The following is a 16,766-nucleotide window of genomic DNA, read 5'->3' on the forward strand; positions in this document are numbered from 1 at the left end:
GCGGGTGTGGCTGTCAGACCGTGACCGTGGTCCTGTCCGGCTCGGTGGTCTTCTCGGCATCGGCAAGGGCCGCCAGATACCGTTCGGCGTCCAGGGCCGCCGCGCAGCCGGAGCCGGCTGCGGTGATGGCCTGGCGGTAGGTGTGGTCGACGACGTCGCCCGCACCGAAGACGCCCGGGATGTTCGTACGGGTCGACGGCGATTCGACCTTCAGGTAGCCCTCGGAATCGAGTTCCAGCTGGCCCTTGAACAGTTCGGTGCGCGGGTCGTGGCCGATCGCGATGAACAGCCCCGTCGCGGCCAGGGGGCGGGTGGCGCCGGTGAAGACATCGCGCAGCGTCAGGCCGGACAGCATGCCGTTCTCCTCGTGGAGTTCGGCGATCTCGCTGTCGAAGGCGAAGGAGATCCTGTCGTCGGCGAAGGCCCGGTTCTGCATGACCTGGGAGGCGCGCAACGTGGAGCGGCGGTGGACGATCGTCACTGACTTGGCGAACCGGGTGAGGAAGGTGGCTTCCTCCATCGCGGTGTCGCCGCCGCCGACGACCACGATGTCGCGGTCGCGGAAGAAGAAGCCGTCACAGGTGGCGCACCAGGACACGCCCCGCCCGGACAGCTCGTCCTCCCTGGGCAGGCCGAGCTTGCGGTAGCCGGACCCGGTGGCGACGATCACGGTCTTGGCGCGGTGAACGGTTCCGGCCGTGTCGGTGACCGTCTTGACGTCGCCGGTCAGGTCGACGGCGGTGATGTCGTCGTCGACCATTTCGGCGCCGAACTTCTCGGCCTGGGCCCGCATGTTCTCCATGAACTCGGGGCCCTGGACGCCGTCGGGGAAGCCGGGGAAGTTCTCCACCTCGGTCGTGGTCGTCAGCGAGCCGCCGACGAGGATCGCGCCGCCGAACACGAGGGGCTGGAGGTTGGCGCGGGCGGTGTAGAGCGCGGCGGTGTAGCCGGCGGGGCCCGAGCCGATGACGATGACGTTGCGGATGGCCGTCGCCGTGCTCATGCCTGGGGCTCCCGCACCATCTCCTTGATCAGGCCCTCGACCAGCACCTTGATCTCGTCGCGGATCGGGCGCACGGCCTCGACGCCCTGGCCCGCCGGGTCCTCCAGCTTCCAGTCCAGGTACCGCTTGCCGGGGAAGACCGGGCAGGTGTCGCCGCAACCCATGGTGATGCACACGTCGGACTCCTTCACCGCGTCCACGGTGAGGATCTTCGGAACCTCGGCGGAGATGTCGATACCGACCTCGCGCATGGCCTCGACGGCGGCCGGGTTGACCTGGTCACCGGGGTTGGAGCCGGCGGAGCGCACCTCGACGCGGTCCCCGGCCAGGTGGGTCAGCCACGCGGCGGCCATCTGGGAGCGGCCGGCGTTGTGGATACAGACGAACAGCACGGAGGGCTTGTCGGACATCAGGGGATCTCTCTTGTCTCACGACGGCATCAGGCCCGATTGATATCAGCACCCGGTGGCATCACTCGCCACTGATGTGAGAGTATCAGTCCATGATGACGTCAGCCAACACTGATCTGATGCGGGTCCTCGCCGACCCGCTCAGGCTTCAGATCGTGACCCTGCTCGCCCACGAGACCCTGTGCGCCAGCCACCTCGTTGCGGAGACGGGCGCGCGGCAGACGAATGTCTCCAACCATCTGAAGGTGCTGCGCGAGGCGGAGGTGGTGGAGACCGAGCCCTGCGGCCGCTTCACCTACTACAAGCTCCGCCCCGAGGTGCTGGACGCCCTCGCCGCCATGCTCGGCGAGCTGGCCGACACGGCGCGCAAGACCATCGACACCAACCGAAAGCGAGCCTGTCCGTGACCCGCACCGAAGCACCCGCGACGGCCGAGGATTCCGAGGATTCCTCGGTCGTCGCGAGACTGTCGACGCTCGACCGCTTCCTCGCCGTGTGGATCCTGGCCGCGATGGCCGTCGGCCTCGGCCTGGGCAGGGCCATCCCCGGCCTGAACGACGCCCTGGCGAAGGTGGAGATCGGCGGGATCTCCCTGCCGATCGCCATCGGCCTGCTGATCATGATGTACCCGGTCCTGGCCAAGGTCCGCTACGACAGGCTCGACGCCGTCACCGGCGACAAGAAGCTCATGGTCTCGTCGCTGGTCATCAACTGGCTGGTCGGCCCGGCGGTCATGTTCGCCCTGGCCTGGATCTTCCTGCCGGACCTGCCCGAGTACCGCACCGGCCTGATCATCGTCGGCCTGGCCCGCTGCATCGCCATGGTCATCATCTGGAACGACCTCGCCTGCGGCGACCGCGAGGCAGCCGCCGTCCTGGTCGCGCTGAACTCCGTCTTCCAGGTCCTCGCGTTCGGCCTGCTCGGCTGGTTCTACCTCGACCTGCTGCCCGGCTGGCTCGGCCTGGGCGACGGCCAGCACCTCGACATCTCCATGTGGAAGATCGCACTGAACGTGGTCATCTTCCTCGGTGTTCCGCTGCTCGCCGGATTCCTCACCCGCCGCATCGGCGAGAAGAAACTCGGCCGCGAGAAGTACGAGACGGGCTTCCTGCCGAAGATCGGCCCGTGGGCGCTGTACGGGCTGCTGTTCACGATCGTCATCCTCTTCGCCCTGCAGGGGAAGACGATCACCTCGCAGCCGCTGGACGTGGCCCGTATCGCGCTTCCGCTGCTGGTCTACTTCGCGGTGATGTGGTTCGGCACCTTCGCCCTCGGCAAGGTCATCGGTCTGGCCTACGACCGCACCGCGACGCTGGCCTTCACGGCGGCGGGCAACAACTTCGAGCTGGCCATCGCGGTCGCCATCGCCACCTTCGGCGTCACCTCCGGCCAGGCCCTGTCCGGCGTCGTCGGCCCGCTTATCGAGGTACCGGTCCTCGTGGCCCTGGTGTACGTCTCCCTGGCCTGGCGTCGGAAGTTCGCCTCGGCGCAGCTGGGTTCATGACGCAGCACGCGGATGTGGTGGTGGTCGGCGGCGGCCAGGCGGGGCTCGCCGCCGGCTACCACCTACGCCGCCGGAAAGTGGACTTCGTCATCCTGGACGCCAAAGCGGCGCCGGGCGGAGCCTGGCAGCACATGTGGGACTCCCTGCACCTGTTCTCCCCGGCGGAGCACTCCTCGCTGCCCGGCCGGCTCATGCCCGCCCAGGCAGGCGAAACCTACCCGGACGCCGGGCACGTGGTGGAGTACCTCACCGACTACGAGAAGCGTTACGACCTGCCCGTGGTGCACGGAACCCTGGTGGACGCCGTACGCCTTGACGGCGACCGGCTCCTGGCCGAGGCGGACTCCGGCACCTGGCGGGCGAAGGCGGTCATCAGTGCGACCGGCACCTGGTCACGGCCCTTCCTCCCCGCCGTCCCCGGCCGCGGCGTCTTCACCGGACGGCAGCTGCACACCGTGAACTACCGCTCTCCGGCCGACTTCGCCGGGCAGAACGTCATCGTGGTCGGCGGCGGGAACTCCGGCGCCCAGATCGCCGCCGACCTCGCCCTGGACGGGCGCGTCGGCGTGACGTGGGCGACCCAGCGTCCGCCCCGGTTCCTGGCCGACACCGTCGACGGCCGCGTCCTGTTCGACGTCGCCACCGCCCGCCGCCAGGCTCTCGACGCAGGCCGAAGCGACACCGGCGGCGTCGCTTCGCTCGGCGACATCGTCGCCGTACCCCCGGTCCGCGCCGCCCGAGACGCCGGACTCCTCGACGCGAAGCCGATGTTCGCCCGGTTCACCGCCACCGGCGTCCAGTGGGCCGACGGCAGCCACGCCGAGGCGGCGGCGATCGTCTGGTGTACCGGCTTCCGGCCTGCCCTTGCCCACCTTGCCCCACTGGGTCTGCGCGGGCCGCGCGGCCGCATTCCCACCGCCGGCACACGGGCCGTCGCGGAGCCGCGCCTGCACCTTCTCGGGTACGGCGACTGGACCGGCCCTGCCTCCGCCACCCTGATCGGTGTGGGCCGCCCCGCACGTGACGCCGCTCGGGACATCGCGCAGCTGCTGAGCAGCTGACGCCGCCCACCGGCGCCCGGGCCGGGCGAGGAGCGGGCCGAAGGTCTGCTCGGCGACGCTCAGGGCTTCGGCGTCCTGCCCGCGAGGCCGAAGCCGACCTCGACCACGGAATGCACTACCCCGTTCGGTGGGATCCCTTCTTCGAGGACTTCGTGAAAGGGCTGAGTGGGAGCCGGGGCCCGGACCTGAATCCGCCGGATGGGCCGAGCAGAGGCGGGTCAGTCGATGCCGGGGCTGCGGCGCTCGAGGAGGACGACGTCGCGCCACAGGCCGTGGTGGCGTGCGATCCGCTCCCGCGTGCCGATGACGCGGAACCCGGCCCGCTGGTGAACGGCGAGGCTCGCGGTGTTCTCCGGGAAGATCCCGGACTGGATGGTCCAGATCCCGGCCTGCTCGGTGGAGTCGATCAGCGCCTTGAGCAGGGCCGAGGCGACGCCGCGGCCCCGGGCGGCGGGGTGGACGTAGACGGAGTGCTCGACGACGCCGGCGTAGGCGCGGCGGTCGGAGACCTTGGTCGCGGCGACCCAGCCGAGCACGACTCCGTCTTCGCCCCGCGCGGCGAAGCGGTGCTCGGGCAGCTTCCCCGCGTCGAACGCCTCCCGGCTGGGGGCGGTCGTCTCGAAGGTGGCGTCGCCTTCGTCGATACCGGCCTGGTAGATCGTCAGGACCTGCTCGGCGTGCTCAGCGGTCAGTGGCACGATCGCCGCGCTGGACGAACCGGCGCCCACGGACATGGTGCAGTCCTCCCGTTGCCGTGCGGCTGTCAGGCCGCTGTGGTGGCGGTGGTCAGCAGCTTGCCCATGGCGGCCAGCACGGACGGCTCCACGCGGTAGTAGACCCAGGTGCCGCGCCGCTCGGAGGTGAGCAGCCCGGCCTCCTTGAGCTTCTTCAGGTGGTGGGAGACGGTCGGCTGGGAGACGCCGACGTCGGAGATGTCGCACACGCACGCCTCGCCGTCCTCGTGAGAGGCCACGGCGGAGAACAACCGCAGTCGCACCGGGTCGCCGAGCGCCTTGAACATCCGCGCGGCCCTCTCGGCCTCGTCAGCGGTCATCGGGCGCTCGGTCAGCGGCGGGCAGCACGGCACCACGCCCTGGCCGTCGGCGGGTTCGAGCAGCGGCAGCACCTTGGCATTCGACATGCATCTATGTTGACACATGTCGAACCAGATGGGAGGGCGGTCACGAGCGCGCCTATGACCACGCCCCCTGGATTCGACGTATGTCTATGTTGACGCTTGTCGAAGCAGGTGCCATGCTGGCCGCGCAGACCATCGATAGATGTCGAAACAAGCAAGGAGTCGCCGTGAAGCCCGCCACCACCGAGCTGCCCGTCGTCGTGATCGGGGCCGGACCCGCCGGTCTGGCCGCCGCCGCCCACCTGGTCGACCGGGGCATCGAGTCCCTGGTCCTGGAGGCCGGTCTGGCCGCCGGAGCCGCAGTGCGCGAGTGGGCGCACGTGCGTCTGTTCTCCACCTGGGGGGAGCTCACCGACCCCGCGGCGGAGAAGCTGCTCGCGCCGACCGGCTGGACCAAGCCGGACGCGGCGACCTACCCCTCGGGCGGGGACTGGGCCGAGCAGTACCTGCAGCCGCTCGCCGACGTCCTCGGCGACCGCGTACGCCTGGGCGCCACCGTCACCGGCGTCTCCCGGGCCGGCCGCGACCGGGTCGTCGACGCCGACCGCGAAGCCCAGCCCTTCGTCGTGCACGTCGCCTACGCCGACGGTCGCGAGGAGCGGCTGTTCGCCCACGCGGTCATCGACGCCTCCGGCACCTGGACCACACCGTCCCCGGCGGGCGGCAGCGGACTGCCCGCGCTCGGCGAGAAGGCCGCCGCCGACCGCATCACCTACCGCGTCCCCGACCTGAGGGACCCGGCCGTGCGCGCCCGGTACTCGGGCAAGCGCACCGCTGTGATCGGCTCCGGCGCCTCCGGGTTCACCGCGCTCGCCTACCTTGCCGACCTGGCCAAGTCCGACGACGGCGCCGGCACGAAGGCGGTGTGGGTCCTGCGCCGGGGTATCTCCGGTTCCACCTTCGGCGGCGGAGAAGCCGACCAGCTGCCCGCCCGCGGCGCCCTCGGTCTCGCCGCGAAGGCCGCCGTCGACGACGGCTACGCCGACGCGGTCACCGGCTTCCGCACCGAGGCGATCGAACGCGACAGTGACGGCCGCCTCGTCCTGGTCGGTGAGGACGGGCGCCGCCTTGATGCGGTCGACGAGGTGATCGTGCTGACCGGCTTCCGGCCCGACCTGTCCTTCCTGGACGAGCTCCGCCTCGGCCTCGACGGGCGTCTCCAGGCGCCGGTGGAACTGGCGCCGCTGATCGACCCCAACCAGCACTCCTGCGGCACTGTCTACCCGCACGGCCACCGCGAGCTGTCCCACCCCGAACAGGGCGTCTACCTGGTCGGCATGAAGTCCTACGGCCGCGCCCCGACCTTCCTCGCGATGACCGGCTACGAGCAGGTCCGCTCCGTCGCCGCCGCGATCGCCGGCGACCTCGACTCCGCCGACCGCGTCGAACTCACCCTGCCCGAGACGGGCGTCTGTGGAGGCGCGGGTCTGTTCGACGCCCCCGACGCCGCGCAAGGCAGCGAGGACGGCGGCTGCTGCGGCGCCCCGGCCACTCTCCAGATCGGCATCGGCGTCCCGGCTGCCTCCGGCGGCTGCTGAACCCCATACAAGGAGGTCCGTCATGTCCCGCGTACAACTCGCTCTCCGGGTCCCCGACCTGGACGCCTCCGTCGCCTTCTACAGCAAACTGTTCGGCACCGAGCCCGCCAAGCTCCGCGACGGCTACGCCAACTTCGCCATCGCAGAGCCCCCTCTCAAGCTCGTCCTGGTCGAGGGCGCGGCAGGTGAGGCGACGCGCATGGACCACCTGGGCGTCGAGGTCGAGAGCGCCGAGGCAGTCCACGCCGCCACCACCCGCCTGAGCCAGGCCGGCCTGGCCACCGACGTGGAGAACGACACCACCTGCTGCTACGCCCTCCAGGACAAGGTCTGGGTCCACGGCCCCGGCCAGGAGCCCTGGGAGGTCTACGTCGTCAAGGACGACGCCGACACCCTGACCAAGCAGCAGAACAACACCTGCTGCGTCGGCCCGGCCGAGGCGGACAAGAGGGAACTGGCCGTCCCGGACGGCTGCTGCGGCTCGTGACCGACCTCGACACCCGCGACAGCGGGGCCGCGACCGGATCGGGGGACCGGTCGCGGCACCGAGCCGCCCTGCCCGCGCTCTGCGCCACGCAGATCGTGAGCGGAAGCATCGTTGCCACGACCCGCAGGAGGTCGGCCAGGTGCGCCGGCTCCCCAGCGGGTGAGGGTGCCCGCGCCCGGGTGGGCGGACCACGAACGTCCCGGGCTGTGTGGGCGATGGTCCGGCACGTACGCGGCGGCGCGTTGCCGTGCCTGCCGGTGACCGTCGGCCCGGCGTCGTACGGTGTGCGCATGGCCCCTCCGCTTCCGGGTCCGCTGGCGCACCTGGCACCGCTGCTCAGCCACTACGGCTACTGGGCCGTCGGGGGCGTGGTCTTCGTGGAGGACTTCGGCGTCCCCGCGCCGGGCGAGACGATCCTGATCGCGGCCGGGGTGTACGCCGGGGCCGGGCAGCTCGACGTCGTGGCCGTGGCCCTGATCGCGTTCGCCGCGGCTGTCGTCGGTGACAACATCGGCTACCTCGTCGGCCACTTCGGCGGACGCGCCTTCGTGCACCGCTGGGGCCGGTACATCTTCCTGACCCCGGAACGGTTCGCGAAGGCCGAGCGGTTCTTCGGCCGGCACGGCGGCAAGATCGTCGTGGTGGCCCGGTTCGTCGAGGGGCTCCGCCAGGCCAACGGCATCATCGCCGGCACCACGGGCATGCACTGGCTCCGCTTCCTCGCCTTCAACGCGCTCGGCGCGGCGCTGTGGGTCGGCCTGTGGGTGTCCCTCGCCTACGCCGCGGGCACGCACATCGGCACCGTCTACGACGAGGTCCGCCGCTACGAGGTGTACGTACTCGTCGCCCTGGGGGTCCTCGTCGTCGCGCTGATCGTGCGCCACCTGCTGCGGCGCAGGCGACGCGAGGACTGACGGCGCCGCGGGCACACCTCTTCCCCGCGGGCGCGCACGCGCCCACCATCGGAACCGGCCGTGCGGGTCAGCGGCCGTCCCGGCCCGTGGGCTCGTTCAGCGTGCCGGTGTCCCGCCGGCCGCCGTAGCGGCGCGGGGACCGGTGCGCGTGCCGGTGGTGCGTCGCGGCACCGGCCAGGAGACTCGCGCCCAGGCAGAAGAGCAGGGCGAGGGCGAGACCGGCGCTGAAGGCCTCGAGCGTGTTCATGGTGGCGACGTGGTTGCCGAGCACCGAGACCGGGTACCGCGGGCCGCCGGACAGGTTGCCGGCGATGGCCAGGCCGGTGAAGGCGGCCGTAGCCGCGAGGAGGAGCAGGCCGATGAGCAGCATGGAAGTCATCCCCTCAATGAGTCACTCACCGAAGCGGGTACCCAGCCCACCCTCGGCAAGCCCACCCCCGCAAGCCCACTCCGGGCAAGCCCACTCCCGGCCGACCCTCGGATCCGCGGAACCCGGACCGAGACGTAGCGGACCGCCTGAGAGGGCGCCCTCCCAGGCGGTCCGCGACCGGCGCCGGTGGCCGCGTCAGGCGGCCAGCACCTTCTCCAGGGAGGCGAGCGCCGCGCGCAGCTCGCCCTCGGTGATGGTCAGCGGCGGCGCCAGCCGGATCGTGGAACCGTGGGTGTCCTTGACCAGGACACCCTCCCGCATCAGGCGCTCGCCGATCTCCCGCCCGGTGCCGAGCGCCGGATCCACGTCCACGCCCGCCCACAGTCCCCGTGAGCGGAAACCGACCACACCCCGGCCGACCAACTGGACGAGCCCCTCGTGCAGTACCTTGCCCAGCTCCGCCGCCCGGAGCTGGAACTCGCCCGTCTCCAGGAGCCCGATCACCGCCGTGCCGACCGCCGCGGCCAGCGGGTTGCCGCCGAACGTCGACCCGTGCTCGCCCGGCCGCAGCACCCCGAGCACCTCCCGGGACCCGACGACCGCGGACACCGGCACGATGCCGCCGCCGAGGGCCTTGCCCAGCAGCAGGACGTCGGGGACGACGTCCTCGTGCTCGACGGCGAGCGTGCGCCCGGTGCGGCCGAGGCCCGACTGGATCTCGTCCGCGATGAACAGGCAGCCCGCGCGGCGGGTCAGCTCCCGCACGGCGGCGAGGTAGCCGTCGTCGGGGATGAGCACGCCGGCCTCGCCCTGGATCGGCTCGATCAGCACCGCCGCCGTCGTCTCGTCGATCGCCGCCTCCAGGGCCGCCGGATCGTTGTACGGGACGACCTTGAAGCCCGGCGTGAACGGTCCGAAGCCGGACCGTGCCGTCTCGTCCGTGGAGAAGCTGACGATCGTCGTCGTACGGCCGTGGAAGTTGTCCGCCGCGACCACGATCGTCGCCCGGTCGGCCGGGACGCCCTTGACCTCGTACGCCCACTTGCGGGCGACCTTGACGGCGCTCTCGACCGCCTCGGCGCCGGTGTTCATCGGCAGCACCATGTCCTGCCCCGTCAGCGCCGCCAGCCGCTCGGCGAACTCGGCGAGGCGGTCGTTGTGGAACGCCCGCGAGGTCAGGGTGAGCCGGTCGAGCTGGCGGTGGGCCGCCTCGGTCAGCGCGGGGTGGCGGTGACCGAAGTTGAGGGCGGAGTAGCCGGCCAGCATGTCGAGGTAGCGGCGCCCCTCGACGTCCTCCACCCAGGTGCCCTCGGCGCGGGCCACGACCACGGGCAGCGGGTGGTAGTTGTGCGCGAGGACCGGCTCCTCGGCCTCGATCAGCTCCGCGGAGGTACGGGTACGGGCGGGTGCGGTCATCAGCGGATCTCCTGGGTGCAGCACTTGATTCCCCCGCCGGCCTTGTGGAACTCGGACAGGTCGACGGGGACGGGGGCGTAGCCGCGGTCGGCGAGTTGTTCGGCCAGGGCCGTGGCCCCGGGCGAGACGAAGACGTGGTGGCCGTCCGAGACGGAGTTCAGGCCGAAGGACAGGGCGTCCTCACGGGTGGCGATCAGCGCGTCCGGGTACAGCCGGGCGAGGACCTCGCGGCTGCCCGGCGAGAACGCGTCCGGGTAGTACGCGATGTTCCCCTCGCCCTCGTCGTCGAGGACGAACAGCGCGGTGTCCAGGTGGTAGAAGTACGGGTCCACCAGGGTCAGGCCGATCACCGGCGCACCGAGGAACTCCTGCGCCTCGCGATGGGCCTCAGGGGTGGTGCGGAAGCCGGTGCCGGCCAGGATCCAGCGGCCGGCCGGCACGAAGTCGCCCTCGCCCTCGCACACCGACTCCGGACGGTAGACGTCGAAACCGGCCGACTTGAACCATGTGTCGTAGGGGAGGGACTCCGGACGGCGCTCGGGCGCGTGGAAGAGGGAGCCGAGGACACGGCCGTCCACGACCACCGCCGCGTTGGCGGCGAAGACCATGTCGGGCAGGCCGGGCACGGGCTCCACGGTGTCGACGGTGTGGCCGTGGGCGCGGTAGACGCGCATCAGCTCATGCCACTGCCGCTGGGCCAGGGACACGTCCACGGGGACGTCGGGACGCATCCAGGGATTGATCGCGTACTGCACGGCGAAGTGTCTGGGTTCGCAGACGAGGAAGCGCCGCCGGCGCGGCACACGGGATTCGGGCACAGAGGGGTCCCTCCGCTTCCTGGGTGTCGACAGGGTTGGCACAAAGGTAGGAAGTGGCGAAGACGGACGACAAGAAACAAAAGCTGCGCGTACGAGCAGCGATGCTGCGTGTTTCCCGGCCTCAGCGCACGTCTGCTGCGCCCTCCGGCGGAGCAGGCTGGCTTGCGCCCGCCTCAGGACTGTCCGGCAGCAGATGGGACAGCACCATCACGCTGATCGTCTTGCGGATGAACGGCTCGGTACGGATGCGTTCCAGCACCTCCTCGAAGTGCTCCACGTCCCGCGCCCGCACGTGCAGCAGGGCGTCCGCGCCGCCGGTCACCGTCATCGCCGCCGTGATCTCCGGATGGCGGCGCACCACCTCCGCCAGCCGCCGCGGCGGGGCCGCGCCCTCGCAGTACACCTCGACGTACGCCTCCGTGCGCCAGCCCAGCGCCGCCGGCTTCACCGTGGCGGTGAACCCGGTGATCACGCCGGTCTCGCGCAGCCGGTCCACGCGCCGCTTGACGGCCGTCGCGGACAGGCCGACGGCGGTGCCGATCTCGGCGAAGCTGGTGCGCGCGTTCGCGATCAGGGAGGTGAGGATCTTCCGGTCGAGTGCGTCGAACGGTGCCGGCCTGCTGTTCATGGCGGCACTGTATCCAGCGCGGGCCTCCGTGCCCGGTGCATGTCACAGCGCGCCTTTCGCCCCTACACTCCACGTTCATGCTGCGCGCCCTCGCCGTCGACGACGAACGCCCCTCCCTCGAGGAGCTGCTGTACCTGCTCAACGCCGATCCCCGGATCGCCGGCGTGGAGGGCGCAGGCGACGCGACCGAGGCGCTGCGCCGCATCAACCGGGCGCTGGAGTCCGGCCCGGACGGACCCGACGCGATCGACGTCGTCTTTCTCGACATCCACATGCCGGGCCTGGACGGCCTCGACCTGGCCCGGCTGCTGAACGGGTTCGCCGCGCCGCCGCTGATCGTGTTCGTCACCGCCCACGAGGACTTCGCCGTACAGGCCTTCGACCTCAAGGCCGTCGACTACCTCCTCAAGCCCGTCCGCAAGGAACGCCTCGCCGAGGCCGTCCGCCGCGCCGCCCACCTGCGCGGCGCCGCCCCGCGGATACCCGTCAGCGAGCCCGATCCCGACCACCTGCCCGTGGAACTCGGCGGTGTGACACGCTTCGTGGCCGTCGAGGACATCACCCACGCCGAGGCGCAGGGCGACTACGCCCGGCTGCACACCGGCAGGGGCAGCCACCTGGTGCGCATCCCGCTGTCCACCCTGGAGGAGCGCTGGCGCGCCCGCGGCTTCGTCCGCATCCACCGCCGGTACCTGGTGGCCCTGCGCCACATCGGCGAACTCCGCCTGGACGCGGGCACGGTGAGCGTCCTGGTCGGCACCGAGGAACTCCAGGTCAGCCGACGGCACGCGCGGGAACTGCGCGAGCTGCTGATCCGCCGGACCGCGCGCTAGGGGGATGCACGCCATGCCGCAGGACCCGACCGAACGCCGTGTCGTCGTCACCGGTCCGCCCCGCCGCACCCGACGGGCCCCGGGCCACTACCGTCCGCGCACGGAGATCGACGAGCAGACGACCCTCGGCCACACCTACGTCCGCTCCCTGATGCGCAGCCAACTACGGGCCGGCCTCACCGTGTTCGCGGTGCTCGTGCTCCTCGTGGGCCCGCTGCCGCTGGTGTTCGCCGCGGCCCCCGACGCCCGGCGGCTGAAGTGGGCGGTCCTCGGCTTCGGCCTCTACGCCCCCCTGGTGCTGCTCGCCCGCTGGTACGTGCGCCGCGCCGAGCGCAACGAACGCGACTTCGTACGGCTCGTCGGAGACCGCTGAGCGCCGTGAACTCCGCCTACACCGTCCCCGCCGTCGCCCTCGTCGTGGTGGCCACGATCCTCGTCGGCGCCTTCGGCCTGCGCATCTCCCGCACCACCTCCGACTTCTACGTCGCCTCCCGTACCGTGGGCCCGCGCCTGAACGCGGCCGCCATCAGCGGGGAGTACCTCTCCGCGGCCTCGTTCCTGGGCATAGCCGGCCTGGTCCTCGTCCAGGGCGCCGACATGCTGTGGTACCCCGTCGGCTACACGGCCGGCTATCTCGTCCTGCTCCTGTTCGTCGCCGCCCCGCTGCGCCGGTCCGGGGCGTACACGCTGCCCGACTTCGCCGAGGCCCGGCTGGCCTCCCAGGGCGTGCGGCGGCTCGCCGGCGCGTTCGTCGTCGGCGTGGGCTGGCTCTACCTGCTGCCGCAGCTCCAGGGGGCCGGACTCACCCTGGCGGTGCTGACCGGGGCGCCCGACGCGCTCGGCGCGGTGATCGTCGCCGTCGTCGTGGTGGCCATCGTCGCCGCGGGCGGGATGCGCAGCATCACCTTCGTCCAGGCCTTCCAGTACTGGCTGAAACTGACCGCCCTGCTCGTCCCCGCCCTCTTCCTCGTCCTGGCCTGGCAGGGCGACGGGGCGCCGCGCCGCGCCTACGACGAGCCGGCCGCCTTCCGCGAGCAGCGCACCGTGCGCGTCGCGGAAACCCTCGACCTCAGGCTGGAACGCCCGCTCACCGTCACCGTGACCGGCACCGTCGACGGCCGCGCCCACCACGAGCGGCAGGTGAACCTCCCGGCCGGGACGCACCGCGTCGAGGGCGGCACCCGGCTCACCTTCGCCCGGGGCGCCAGCGTCCCGGTGGCCGCCCACGGCGGCAGCGGCGGCATGTCCACCTCCCTGGCCGCGGGCCGCGAGGAACGCCCGCTGTACGCCACCTACGGGCTGATCCTCGCCACCTTCCTCGGCACCATGGGCCTGCCGCACGTCGTCGTCCGCTTCTACACCAGCCCGCACGGCGTGGCCGCGCGCCGCACCACGGTGGCCGTGCTCGGCCTGATCGGCGGCTTCTACCTGCTGCCTCCGGTGTACGGCGCGCTCGGCCGCGTCTACGCCCCCGAACTCACCCTCACCGGGAGCGCGGACGCCGCCGTGCTGCTGCTGCCCGACCGGGTGATCGGCGGCCTCGGAGGGGACCTGCTGGGCGCGCTGGTCGCGGGCGGCGCGTTCGCCGCGTTCCTGTCGACCGCCTCCGGCGTGACCATGGCGGTGGCCGGGGTGCTCACCCAGGACGTGCTGCCCTCGCGCGGGGTACGCCACTTCCGGCTGGGCACGGTGCTCGCCATGGCCGTACCGCTCGCCGCGAGCGTCCTGGTCGGCGGGCTGCCCGTCGCCGACGCGGTCGGCCTAGCCTTCGCGGTGTCCGCCTCCTCCTTCTGCCCCCTGCTCGTCCTCGGCATCTGGTGGCGGCGGCTCACCCCGCCCGGCGCGGCCGCCGGGATGCTGGCGGGTGGCGGCGCCGCGCTCGTCGCCGTCGCCGTGACCATGGCCGGCTTCCCCGGCACCGGGCCGCTGCACGCGCTGCTCGCCTGGCCCGCCCTGTGGTCGGTGCCGCTGGGCTTCCTCACGATGACGCTGGTGTCCCTGGCCACACCCGGCCGGGTGCCGGCCGGCACCGCGGCCGTCCTGGCCCGGTTCCACCTGCCCGAGCAACTGCGGGCGGAGGTGACGGGATGAGCGGCTTCCTCGCCGGGCTGTGCGTGGCCGCGCTGCCGCTGCTCGCCGCCGGGTACTGGCTCGGCCGACGCACCGCCCGCCCGCAGAGCCTCGGCGGGCTCGGCACCCCCGTCGAGCACGCCACCTTCCAGACCCTGCACGCCGCCTCGCTCGCCGCGCCCCCGCTGCGGGCCGGGCTGACGGAGGAGACCGCCCGCAGATCGGCCCGCCGGCTGCGCTCCCTGCTCGGCACCGACGCCCTGTGCCTCACGGACGACGCGCGGGTCCTCGCCTGGGACGGCGTGGGCGGCCACCACCGCACCGAGATCATGGAACGCGTCACCGGGGCCCTGGAGACCGGCCGCGGCGAGGCCTTCCGGCTCAGCTGCCGGAGCCCGGACTGCCCGGTGCGCTGGGCCGTCGTCACCCCGCTCACCGTCGACGACCGCGTCCACGGCGCCCTCGTCGCCTGCGCTCCGCGCGAGTCGGCCGTACTGGCCCGCGCCGCGGCCGAGGTCGCCCGCTGGGTCTCCGTGCAACTGGAGCTCGCGGACCTCGACCGGTCCCGCACCCGGCTCATCGAGGCCGAGATCAAGGCCCTGCGCGCGCAGATCTCCCCGCACTTCATCTTCAACTCGCTCGCGGTGATCGCCTCGTTCGTCCGCACCGACCCCGAGCGGGCGCGGGACCTGCTGCTGGAGTTCGCCGACTTCACCCGCTACTCGTTCCGCAGGCACGGCGACTTCACCACGCTCGCCGACGAACTCCACGCCATCGAGCACTACCTGGCGCTCGTACGCGCCCGCTTCGGCGACCGCCTGTCGGTCACCCTCCAGATCGCGCCCGAGGTGCTTCCCATCGCGCTGCCGTTCCTGTGCCTGCAACCGCTGGTGGAGAACGCCGTCAAGCACGGCCTGGAGGGCAAGACCGGCACCTGCCACATCAGGATCACCGCGCGGGACGCGGGCGCCGAGGCGGTGGTCGTCATCGAGGACGACGGGGTCGGCATGGACCCCGGCCTGCTGCGCCGCATCCTCGCGGGTGAGGACAGCCCCTCCGGCGGCATCGGCCTGTCCAACGTCGACGACCGGCTCCGCCAGGTCTACGGTGACGGCCACGGCCTGGTCATCGAGACCGCGCCGGGTGCGGGAATGAAGGTCAGCGCCCGGCTGCCGAAGTACCAGCCGGGCGTCCATTCGGCGACGCGGCTCACCGGGGAGTGAGCCTCCTCAGGTGCCGCGGGTGACCACCATGCCCAGCGTGACCAGGCCCAGCACGACCCAGCCGAACCACAGCCAGCCGTTGCCGCCGAGTGCCACCGTGTAGGCCGTCACCGCGACCAGCGAGCCGACGGTGAGCACCCCCATCGTCTTCGTGGAACCGTCCGTGGAACCGTGCATCGCGGCGCCCTCCTCATGGTCCGTAACCTCCATGGTGCCCCGGTTCGGCCCATCGGCATCCCCCCACAACGGGCTTGTTCCGGCGGGACGGCGTAGACGCGGACGGGGCGGCCCGCGTGCTCAGTTGCCCCGTGCGTTGAGGGACGCCAGGTACGCGTTGTACGCCTCGAGTTCCTTGTCTCCGTCGCGCTCCGCGGCGCGGTCCTTGCGGCGGGCCTGGCGCTGTTCGGAGCCGTACCACTGGAAGAGCAGGGCGAGCAGCACCAGGACCGAGGGGATCTCGCTGAACGCCCAGGCGATGCCGCCGGCCGCGTTCTGGTCGGTCAGGGCGTCGATGCCGAGCGAGGCGGGCGGGTTCTTGAAGGTGTTCACCATGGGCGCGGTCGCCATCATCAGCGCGATGCCGAAGAACGCGTGGAACGGCATGCCCGCGAACAGCTCCAGCATCCGCATGAGGTAGCCGGGCCGGTTCGGGCCCGGGTCGACGCCCATGATCGGCCAGAAGAACACCAGGCCCACCGCGAGGAAGTGCACCATCATCGCGATGTGCCCGGCCATCGAGCCCATCAGGAAGTCGAACAGCGGCGTGAAGTACAGGGCGTACAGGCTCGCGACGAACATCGGGATGGTGAAGGCGGGATGCGTGACGACCCGCAGGTACCGGCTGTGCAGCAGGGCCAGCAGCAGCTCACGCGGCCCCTTGCGGCCCCTTGCGGCCACCGGCAGCGCGCGCAGCGCCAGGGTGATCGGGCCGCCGAGCAGGATCAGGATCGGCGACAGCATGCTGATGACCATGTGCTGGACCATGTGCACGCTGAACATGACCATGCCGTAGTCGTTCAGCTTGGTGCACATCACCAGGGCCACGGTCAGCACACCGATGACGTACGCCACCGTCCGGCCCACCGGCCACGCGTCACCGCGCCGCCGCAGTCGCACCACACCCCAGCCGTACAGGCCGAGCCCCAGCAGGCAGGCGACGAGGAAGAACGGGTCCGGGGACCACTCGAGACCGCGTCCCAGCGTGAACGGCGGCAGATCCGTCATCATGCCGTGCCCGCTGTGATCCATCCGCCGGCTCCTGATTCATGGGGATTGTGCGCTGTCTGTCCACAGCTGTCTGTCCGCACCCAGAGTAGAACCGCCCCCGGCCGCAGCTGCGACCGGGGGCGGTGG

Annotated in this window: 20 protein-coding genes; 10 read left to right on the forward strand and 10 right to left on the reverse strand. The window is 71.8% G+C overall.

Annotated elements, in window-relative coordinates; all coding sequences use genetic code 11:
- Positions 1 to 13: 13 nt before the first annotated feature.
- Together trxB and ACTYVM_RS10950 are read right to left on the reverse strand one after the other, a co-directional pair.
- Complete coding sequence (gene trxB, locus ACTYVM_RS10945) at positions 14 to 1,003, reverse strand: thioredoxin-disulfide reductase (RefSeq protein WP_445525723.1); 990 nt, start codon at positions 1,001 to 1,003, stop codon at positions 14 to 16.
- Entirely contained in the window at positions 1,000 to 1,413 is a 414-nt protein-coding gene (locus ACTYVM_RS10950) for an arsenate reductase ArsC (protein WP_445525724.1), read from the reverse strand. Before ACTYVM_RS10950 ends, trxB begins: the two co-directional genes overlap by 4 nt.
- 92 nt (positions 1,414 to 1,505) lie before the next feature.
- Here ACTYVM_RS10950 and ACTYVM_RS10955 point away from each other — a divergent pair, with 92 nt between their 5' ends.
- Genes ACTYVM_RS10955 through ACTYVM_RS10965 form a run of 3 tightly spaced genes read left to right on the forward strand, consistent with a single transcriptional unit; the run spans position 1,506 to position 3,978 of the window.
- Positions 1,506 to 1,820, forward strand: a complete 315-nt coding sequence (locus tag ACTYVM_RS10955; RefSeq protein ID WP_445525725.1) for an ArsR/SmtB family transcription factor — start codon at positions 1,506 to 1,508, stop codon at positions 1,818 to 1,820.
- Complete coding sequence (arsB, locus tag ACTYVM_RS10960) at positions 1,817 to 2,917, forward strand: ACR3 family arsenite efflux transporter (RefSeq protein ID WP_445525726.1); 1,101 nt, start codon at positions 1,817 to 1,819, stop codon at positions 2,915 to 2,917. Before ACTYVM_RS10955 ends, arsB begins: the two co-directional genes overlap by 4 nt.
- Positions 2,914 to 3,978, forward strand: coding sequence for an ArsO family NAD(P)H-dependent flavin-containing monooxygenase (locus ACTYVM_RS10965; RefSeq protein WP_445525727.1), 1,065 nt, complete (start codon positions 2,914 to 2,916; stop codon positions 3,976 to 3,978). The genes arsB and ACTYVM_RS10965 overlap by 4 nt, the downstream gene beginning before the upstream one ends.
- 218 nt (positions 3,979 to 4,196) lie before the next feature.
- Here ACTYVM_RS10965 and ACTYVM_RS10970 read toward each other — a convergent pair whose 3' ends face one another.
- Together ACTYVM_RS10970 and ACTYVM_RS10975 are read right to left on the reverse strand one after the other, a co-directional pair.
- On the reverse strand, positions 4,197 to 4,712 hold the full coding sequence (locus tag ACTYVM_RS10970) for a GNAT family N-acetyltransferase (RefSeq protein WP_445525728.1): 516 nt from the start codon (positions 4,710 to 4,712) through the stop codon (positions 4,197 to 4,199).
- A 29-nt stretch (positions 4,713 to 4,741) separates the two neighbouring features.
- The gene (locus ACTYVM_RS10975) at positions 4,742 to 5,119 is read right to left on the reverse strand and encodes an ArsR/SmtB family transcription factor (protein WP_445525729.1); all 378 of its coding nucleotides are present in this window, start codon (positions 5,117 to 5,119) and stop codon (positions 4,742 to 4,744) included.
- A 113-nt stretch (positions 5,120 to 5,232) separates the two neighbouring features.
- Here ACTYVM_RS10975 and ACTYVM_RS10980 point away from each other — a divergent pair, with 113 nt between their 5' ends.
- The 3 genes from ACTYVM_RS10980 to ACTYVM_RS10990 all read left to right on the forward strand — a co-directional run bounded on the left by ACTYVM_RS10980 (position 5,233) and on the right by ACTYVM_RS10990 (position 8,055).
- On the forward strand, positions 5,233 to 6,654 hold the full coding sequence (locus ACTYVM_RS10980) for an NAD(P)-binding domain-containing protein (RefSeq protein WP_445525730.1): 1,422 nt from the start codon (positions 5,233 to 5,235) through the stop codon (positions 6,652 to 6,654).
- A 22-nt stretch (positions 6,655 to 6,676) separates the two neighbouring features.
- On the forward strand, positions 6,677 to 7,141 hold the full coding sequence (locus ACTYVM_RS10985) for an ArsI/CadI family heavy metal resistance metalloenzyme (protein ID WP_445525731.1): 465 nt from the start codon (positions 6,677 to 6,679) through the stop codon (positions 7,139 to 7,141).
- Between the two features lie 290 nt (positions 7,142 to 7,431).
- Positions 7,432 to 8,055 (forward strand): DedA family protein, encoded by a 624-nt coding sequence (locus ACTYVM_RS10990; RefSeq protein ID WP_445525732.1) that lies wholly within the window; start codon positions 7,432 to 7,434, stop codon positions 8,053 to 8,055.
- A 67-nt stretch (positions 8,056 to 8,122) separates the two neighbouring features.
- Here ACTYVM_RS10990 and ACTYVM_RS10995 read toward each other — a convergent pair whose 3' ends face one another.
- The 4 genes from ACTYVM_RS10995 to ACTYVM_RS11010 all read right to left on the reverse strand — a co-directional run bounded on the left by ACTYVM_RS10995 (position 8,123) and on the right by ACTYVM_RS11010 (position 11,287).
- Positions 8,123 to 8,434: a hypothetical protein gene (locus ACTYVM_RS10995; RefSeq protein WP_445525733.1), complete on the reverse strand. Its 312-nt coding sequence runs from the start codon at positions 8,432 to 8,434 to the stop codon at positions 8,123 to 8,125.
- Between the two features lie 186 nt (positions 8,435 to 8,620).
- Positions 8,621 to 9,841 carry an ornithine--oxo-acid transaminase gene (gene rocD / locus ACTYVM_RS11000; RefSeq protein WP_445525734.1) on the reverse strand — a complete coding sequence of 407 codons (1,221 nt, stop codon included), beginning with the start codon at positions 9,839 to 9,841 and terminating at the stop codon, positions 8,621 to 8,623.
- A complete protein-coding gene (gene ddaH / locus ACTYVM_RS11005; RefSeq protein ID WP_400029356.1) occupies positions 9,841 to 10,659 on the reverse strand; it encodes a dimethylargininase in 819 nt (272 codons plus the stop codon). The genes rocD and ddaH overlap by 1 nt, the downstream gene beginning before the upstream one ends.
- 121 nt (positions 10,660 to 10,780) lie before the next feature.
- A complete protein-coding gene (locus ACTYVM_RS11010) occupies positions 10,781 to 11,287 on the reverse strand; it encodes an Lrp/AsnC family transcriptional regulator (protein WP_445525735.1) in 507 nt (168 codons plus the stop codon).
- A 77-nt stretch (positions 11,288 to 11,364) separates the two neighbouring features.
- Here ACTYVM_RS11010 and ACTYVM_RS11015 point away from each other — a divergent pair, with 77 nt between their 5' ends.
- From ACTYVM_RS11015 to ACTYVM_RS11030, 4 genes are read left to right on the forward strand one after another with little or no spacing between them, the layout of a single operon-like run.
- The gene (locus ACTYVM_RS11015) at positions 11,365 to 12,120 is read left to right on the forward strand and encodes a LytR/AlgR family response regulator transcription factor (protein ID WP_400029359.1); all 756 of its coding nucleotides are present in this window, start codon (positions 11,365 to 11,367) and stop codon (positions 12,118 to 12,120) included.
- A 13-nt stretch (positions 12,121 to 12,133) separates the two neighbouring features.
- A complete protein-coding gene (locus ACTYVM_RS11020; protein WP_400029360.1) occupies positions 12,134 to 12,493 on the forward strand; it encodes a hypothetical protein in 360 nt (119 codons plus the stop codon).
- 5 nt (positions 12,494 to 12,498) lie between these two features.
- Entirely contained in the window at positions 12,499 to 14,211 is a 1,713-nt protein-coding gene (locus ACTYVM_RS11025; protein WP_445525736.1) for a sodium/solute symporter, read from the forward strand.
- Positions 14,208 to 15,413, forward strand: a complete 1,206-nt coding sequence (locus ACTYVM_RS11030) for a sensor histidine kinase (RefSeq protein ID WP_445525737.1) — start codon at positions 14,208 to 14,210, stop codon at positions 15,411 to 15,413. The genes ACTYVM_RS11025 and ACTYVM_RS11030 overlap by 4 nt, the downstream gene beginning before the upstream one ends.
- Before the next feature lie 6 nt (positions 15,414 to 15,419).
- Here ACTYVM_RS11030 and ACTYVM_RS11035 read toward each other — a convergent pair whose 3' ends face one another.
- Together ACTYVM_RS11035 and ACTYVM_RS11040 are read right to left on the reverse strand one after the other, a co-directional pair.
- A complete protein-coding gene (locus ACTYVM_RS11035) occupies positions 15,420 to 15,590 on the reverse strand; it encodes a hypothetical protein (protein ID WP_445525738.1) in 171 nt (56 codons plus the stop codon).
- 120 nt (positions 15,591 to 15,710) lie between these two features.
- Positions 15,711 to 16,661, reverse strand: a complete 951-nt coding sequence (locus ACTYVM_RS11040) for a cytochrome c oxidase assembly protein (RefSeq protein ID WP_445525739.1) — start codon at positions 16,659 to 16,661, stop codon at positions 15,711 to 15,713.
- Between the last annotated feature and the right edge of the window lie 105 nt (positions 16,662 to 16,766).

It is taken from the genome of Streptomyces cyslabdanicus, from assembly GCF_052663305.1.

Bases quoted from the DNA above. Each gene is read 5' to 3' on its own strand.
- ACTYVM_RS10980 (WP_445525730.1), top strand. From the start codon at position 5,233: ATGCTGGCCGCGCAGACCATCGATAGATGTCGAAACAAGCAAGGAGTC.
- ACTYVM_RS10990 (WP_445525732.1), top strand. From the start codon at position 7,432: ATGGCCCCTCCGCTTCCGGGTCCGCTGGCGCACCTGGCACCGCTGCTC.
- ACTYVM_RS10985 (WP_445525731.1), top strand. From the start codon at position 6,677: ATGTCCCGCGTACAACTCGCTCTCCGGGTCCCCGACCTGGACGCCTCC.
- ACTYVM_RS11020 (WP_400029360.1), top strand. From the start codon at position 12,134: ATGCCGCAGGACCCGACCGAACGCCGTGTCGTCGTCACCGGTCCGCCC.
- trxB (WP_445525723.1), bottom strand. From the start codon at position 1,003: ATGAGCACGGCGACGGCCATCCGCAACGTCATCGTCATCGGCTCGGGC.
- ACTYVM_RS10955 (WP_445525725.1), top strand. From the start codon at position 1,506: ATGATGACGTCAGCCAACACTGATCTGATGCGGGTCCTCGCCGACCCG.
- ACTYVM_RS11035 (WP_445525738.1), bottom strand. From the start codon at position 15,590: ATGCACGGTTCCACGGACGGTTCCACGAAGACGATGGGGGTGCTCACC.
- ACTYVM_RS11010 (WP_445525735.1), bottom strand. From the start codon at position 11,287: ATGAACAGCAGGCCGGCACCGTTCGACGCACTCGACCGGAAGATCCTC.
- ACTYVM_RS11015 (WP_400029359.1), top strand. From the start codon at position 11,365: ATGCTGCGCGCCCTCGCCGTCGACGACGAACGCCCCTCCCTCGAGGAG.
- rocD (WP_445525734.1), bottom strand. From the start codon at position 9,841: ATGACCGCACCCGCCCGTACCCGTACCTCCGCGGAGCTGATCGAGGCC.
- ACTYVM_RS10975 (WP_445525729.1), bottom strand. From the start codon at position 5,119: ATGTCGAATGCCAAGGTGCTGCCGCTGCTCGAACCCGCCGACGGCCAG.
- ACTYVM_RS11040 (WP_445525739.1), bottom strand. From the start codon at position 16,661: ATGGATCACAGCGGGCACGGCATGATGACGGATCTGCCGCCGTTCACG.
- ACTYVM_RS10950 (WP_445525724.1), bottom strand. From the start codon at position 1,413: ATGTCCGACAAGCCCTCCGTGCTGTTCGTCTGTATCCACAACGCCGGC.
- ACTYVM_RS10970 (WP_445525728.1), bottom strand. From the start codon at position 4,712: ATGTCCGTGGGCGCCGGTTCGTCCAGCGCGGCGATCGTGCCACTGACC.
- ACTYVM_RS10995 (WP_445525733.1), bottom strand. From the start codon at position 8,434: ATGACTTCCATGCTGCTCATCGGCCTGCTCCTCCTCGCGGCTACGGCC.
- ACTYVM_RS10965 (WP_445525727.1), top strand. From the start codon at position 2,914: ATGACGCAGCACGCGGATGTGGTGGTGGTCGGCGGCGGCCAGGCGGGG.
- ACTYVM_RS11030 (WP_445525737.1), top strand. From the start codon at position 14,208: ATGAGCGGCTTCCTCGCCGGGCTGTGCGTGGCCGCGCTGCCGCTGCTC.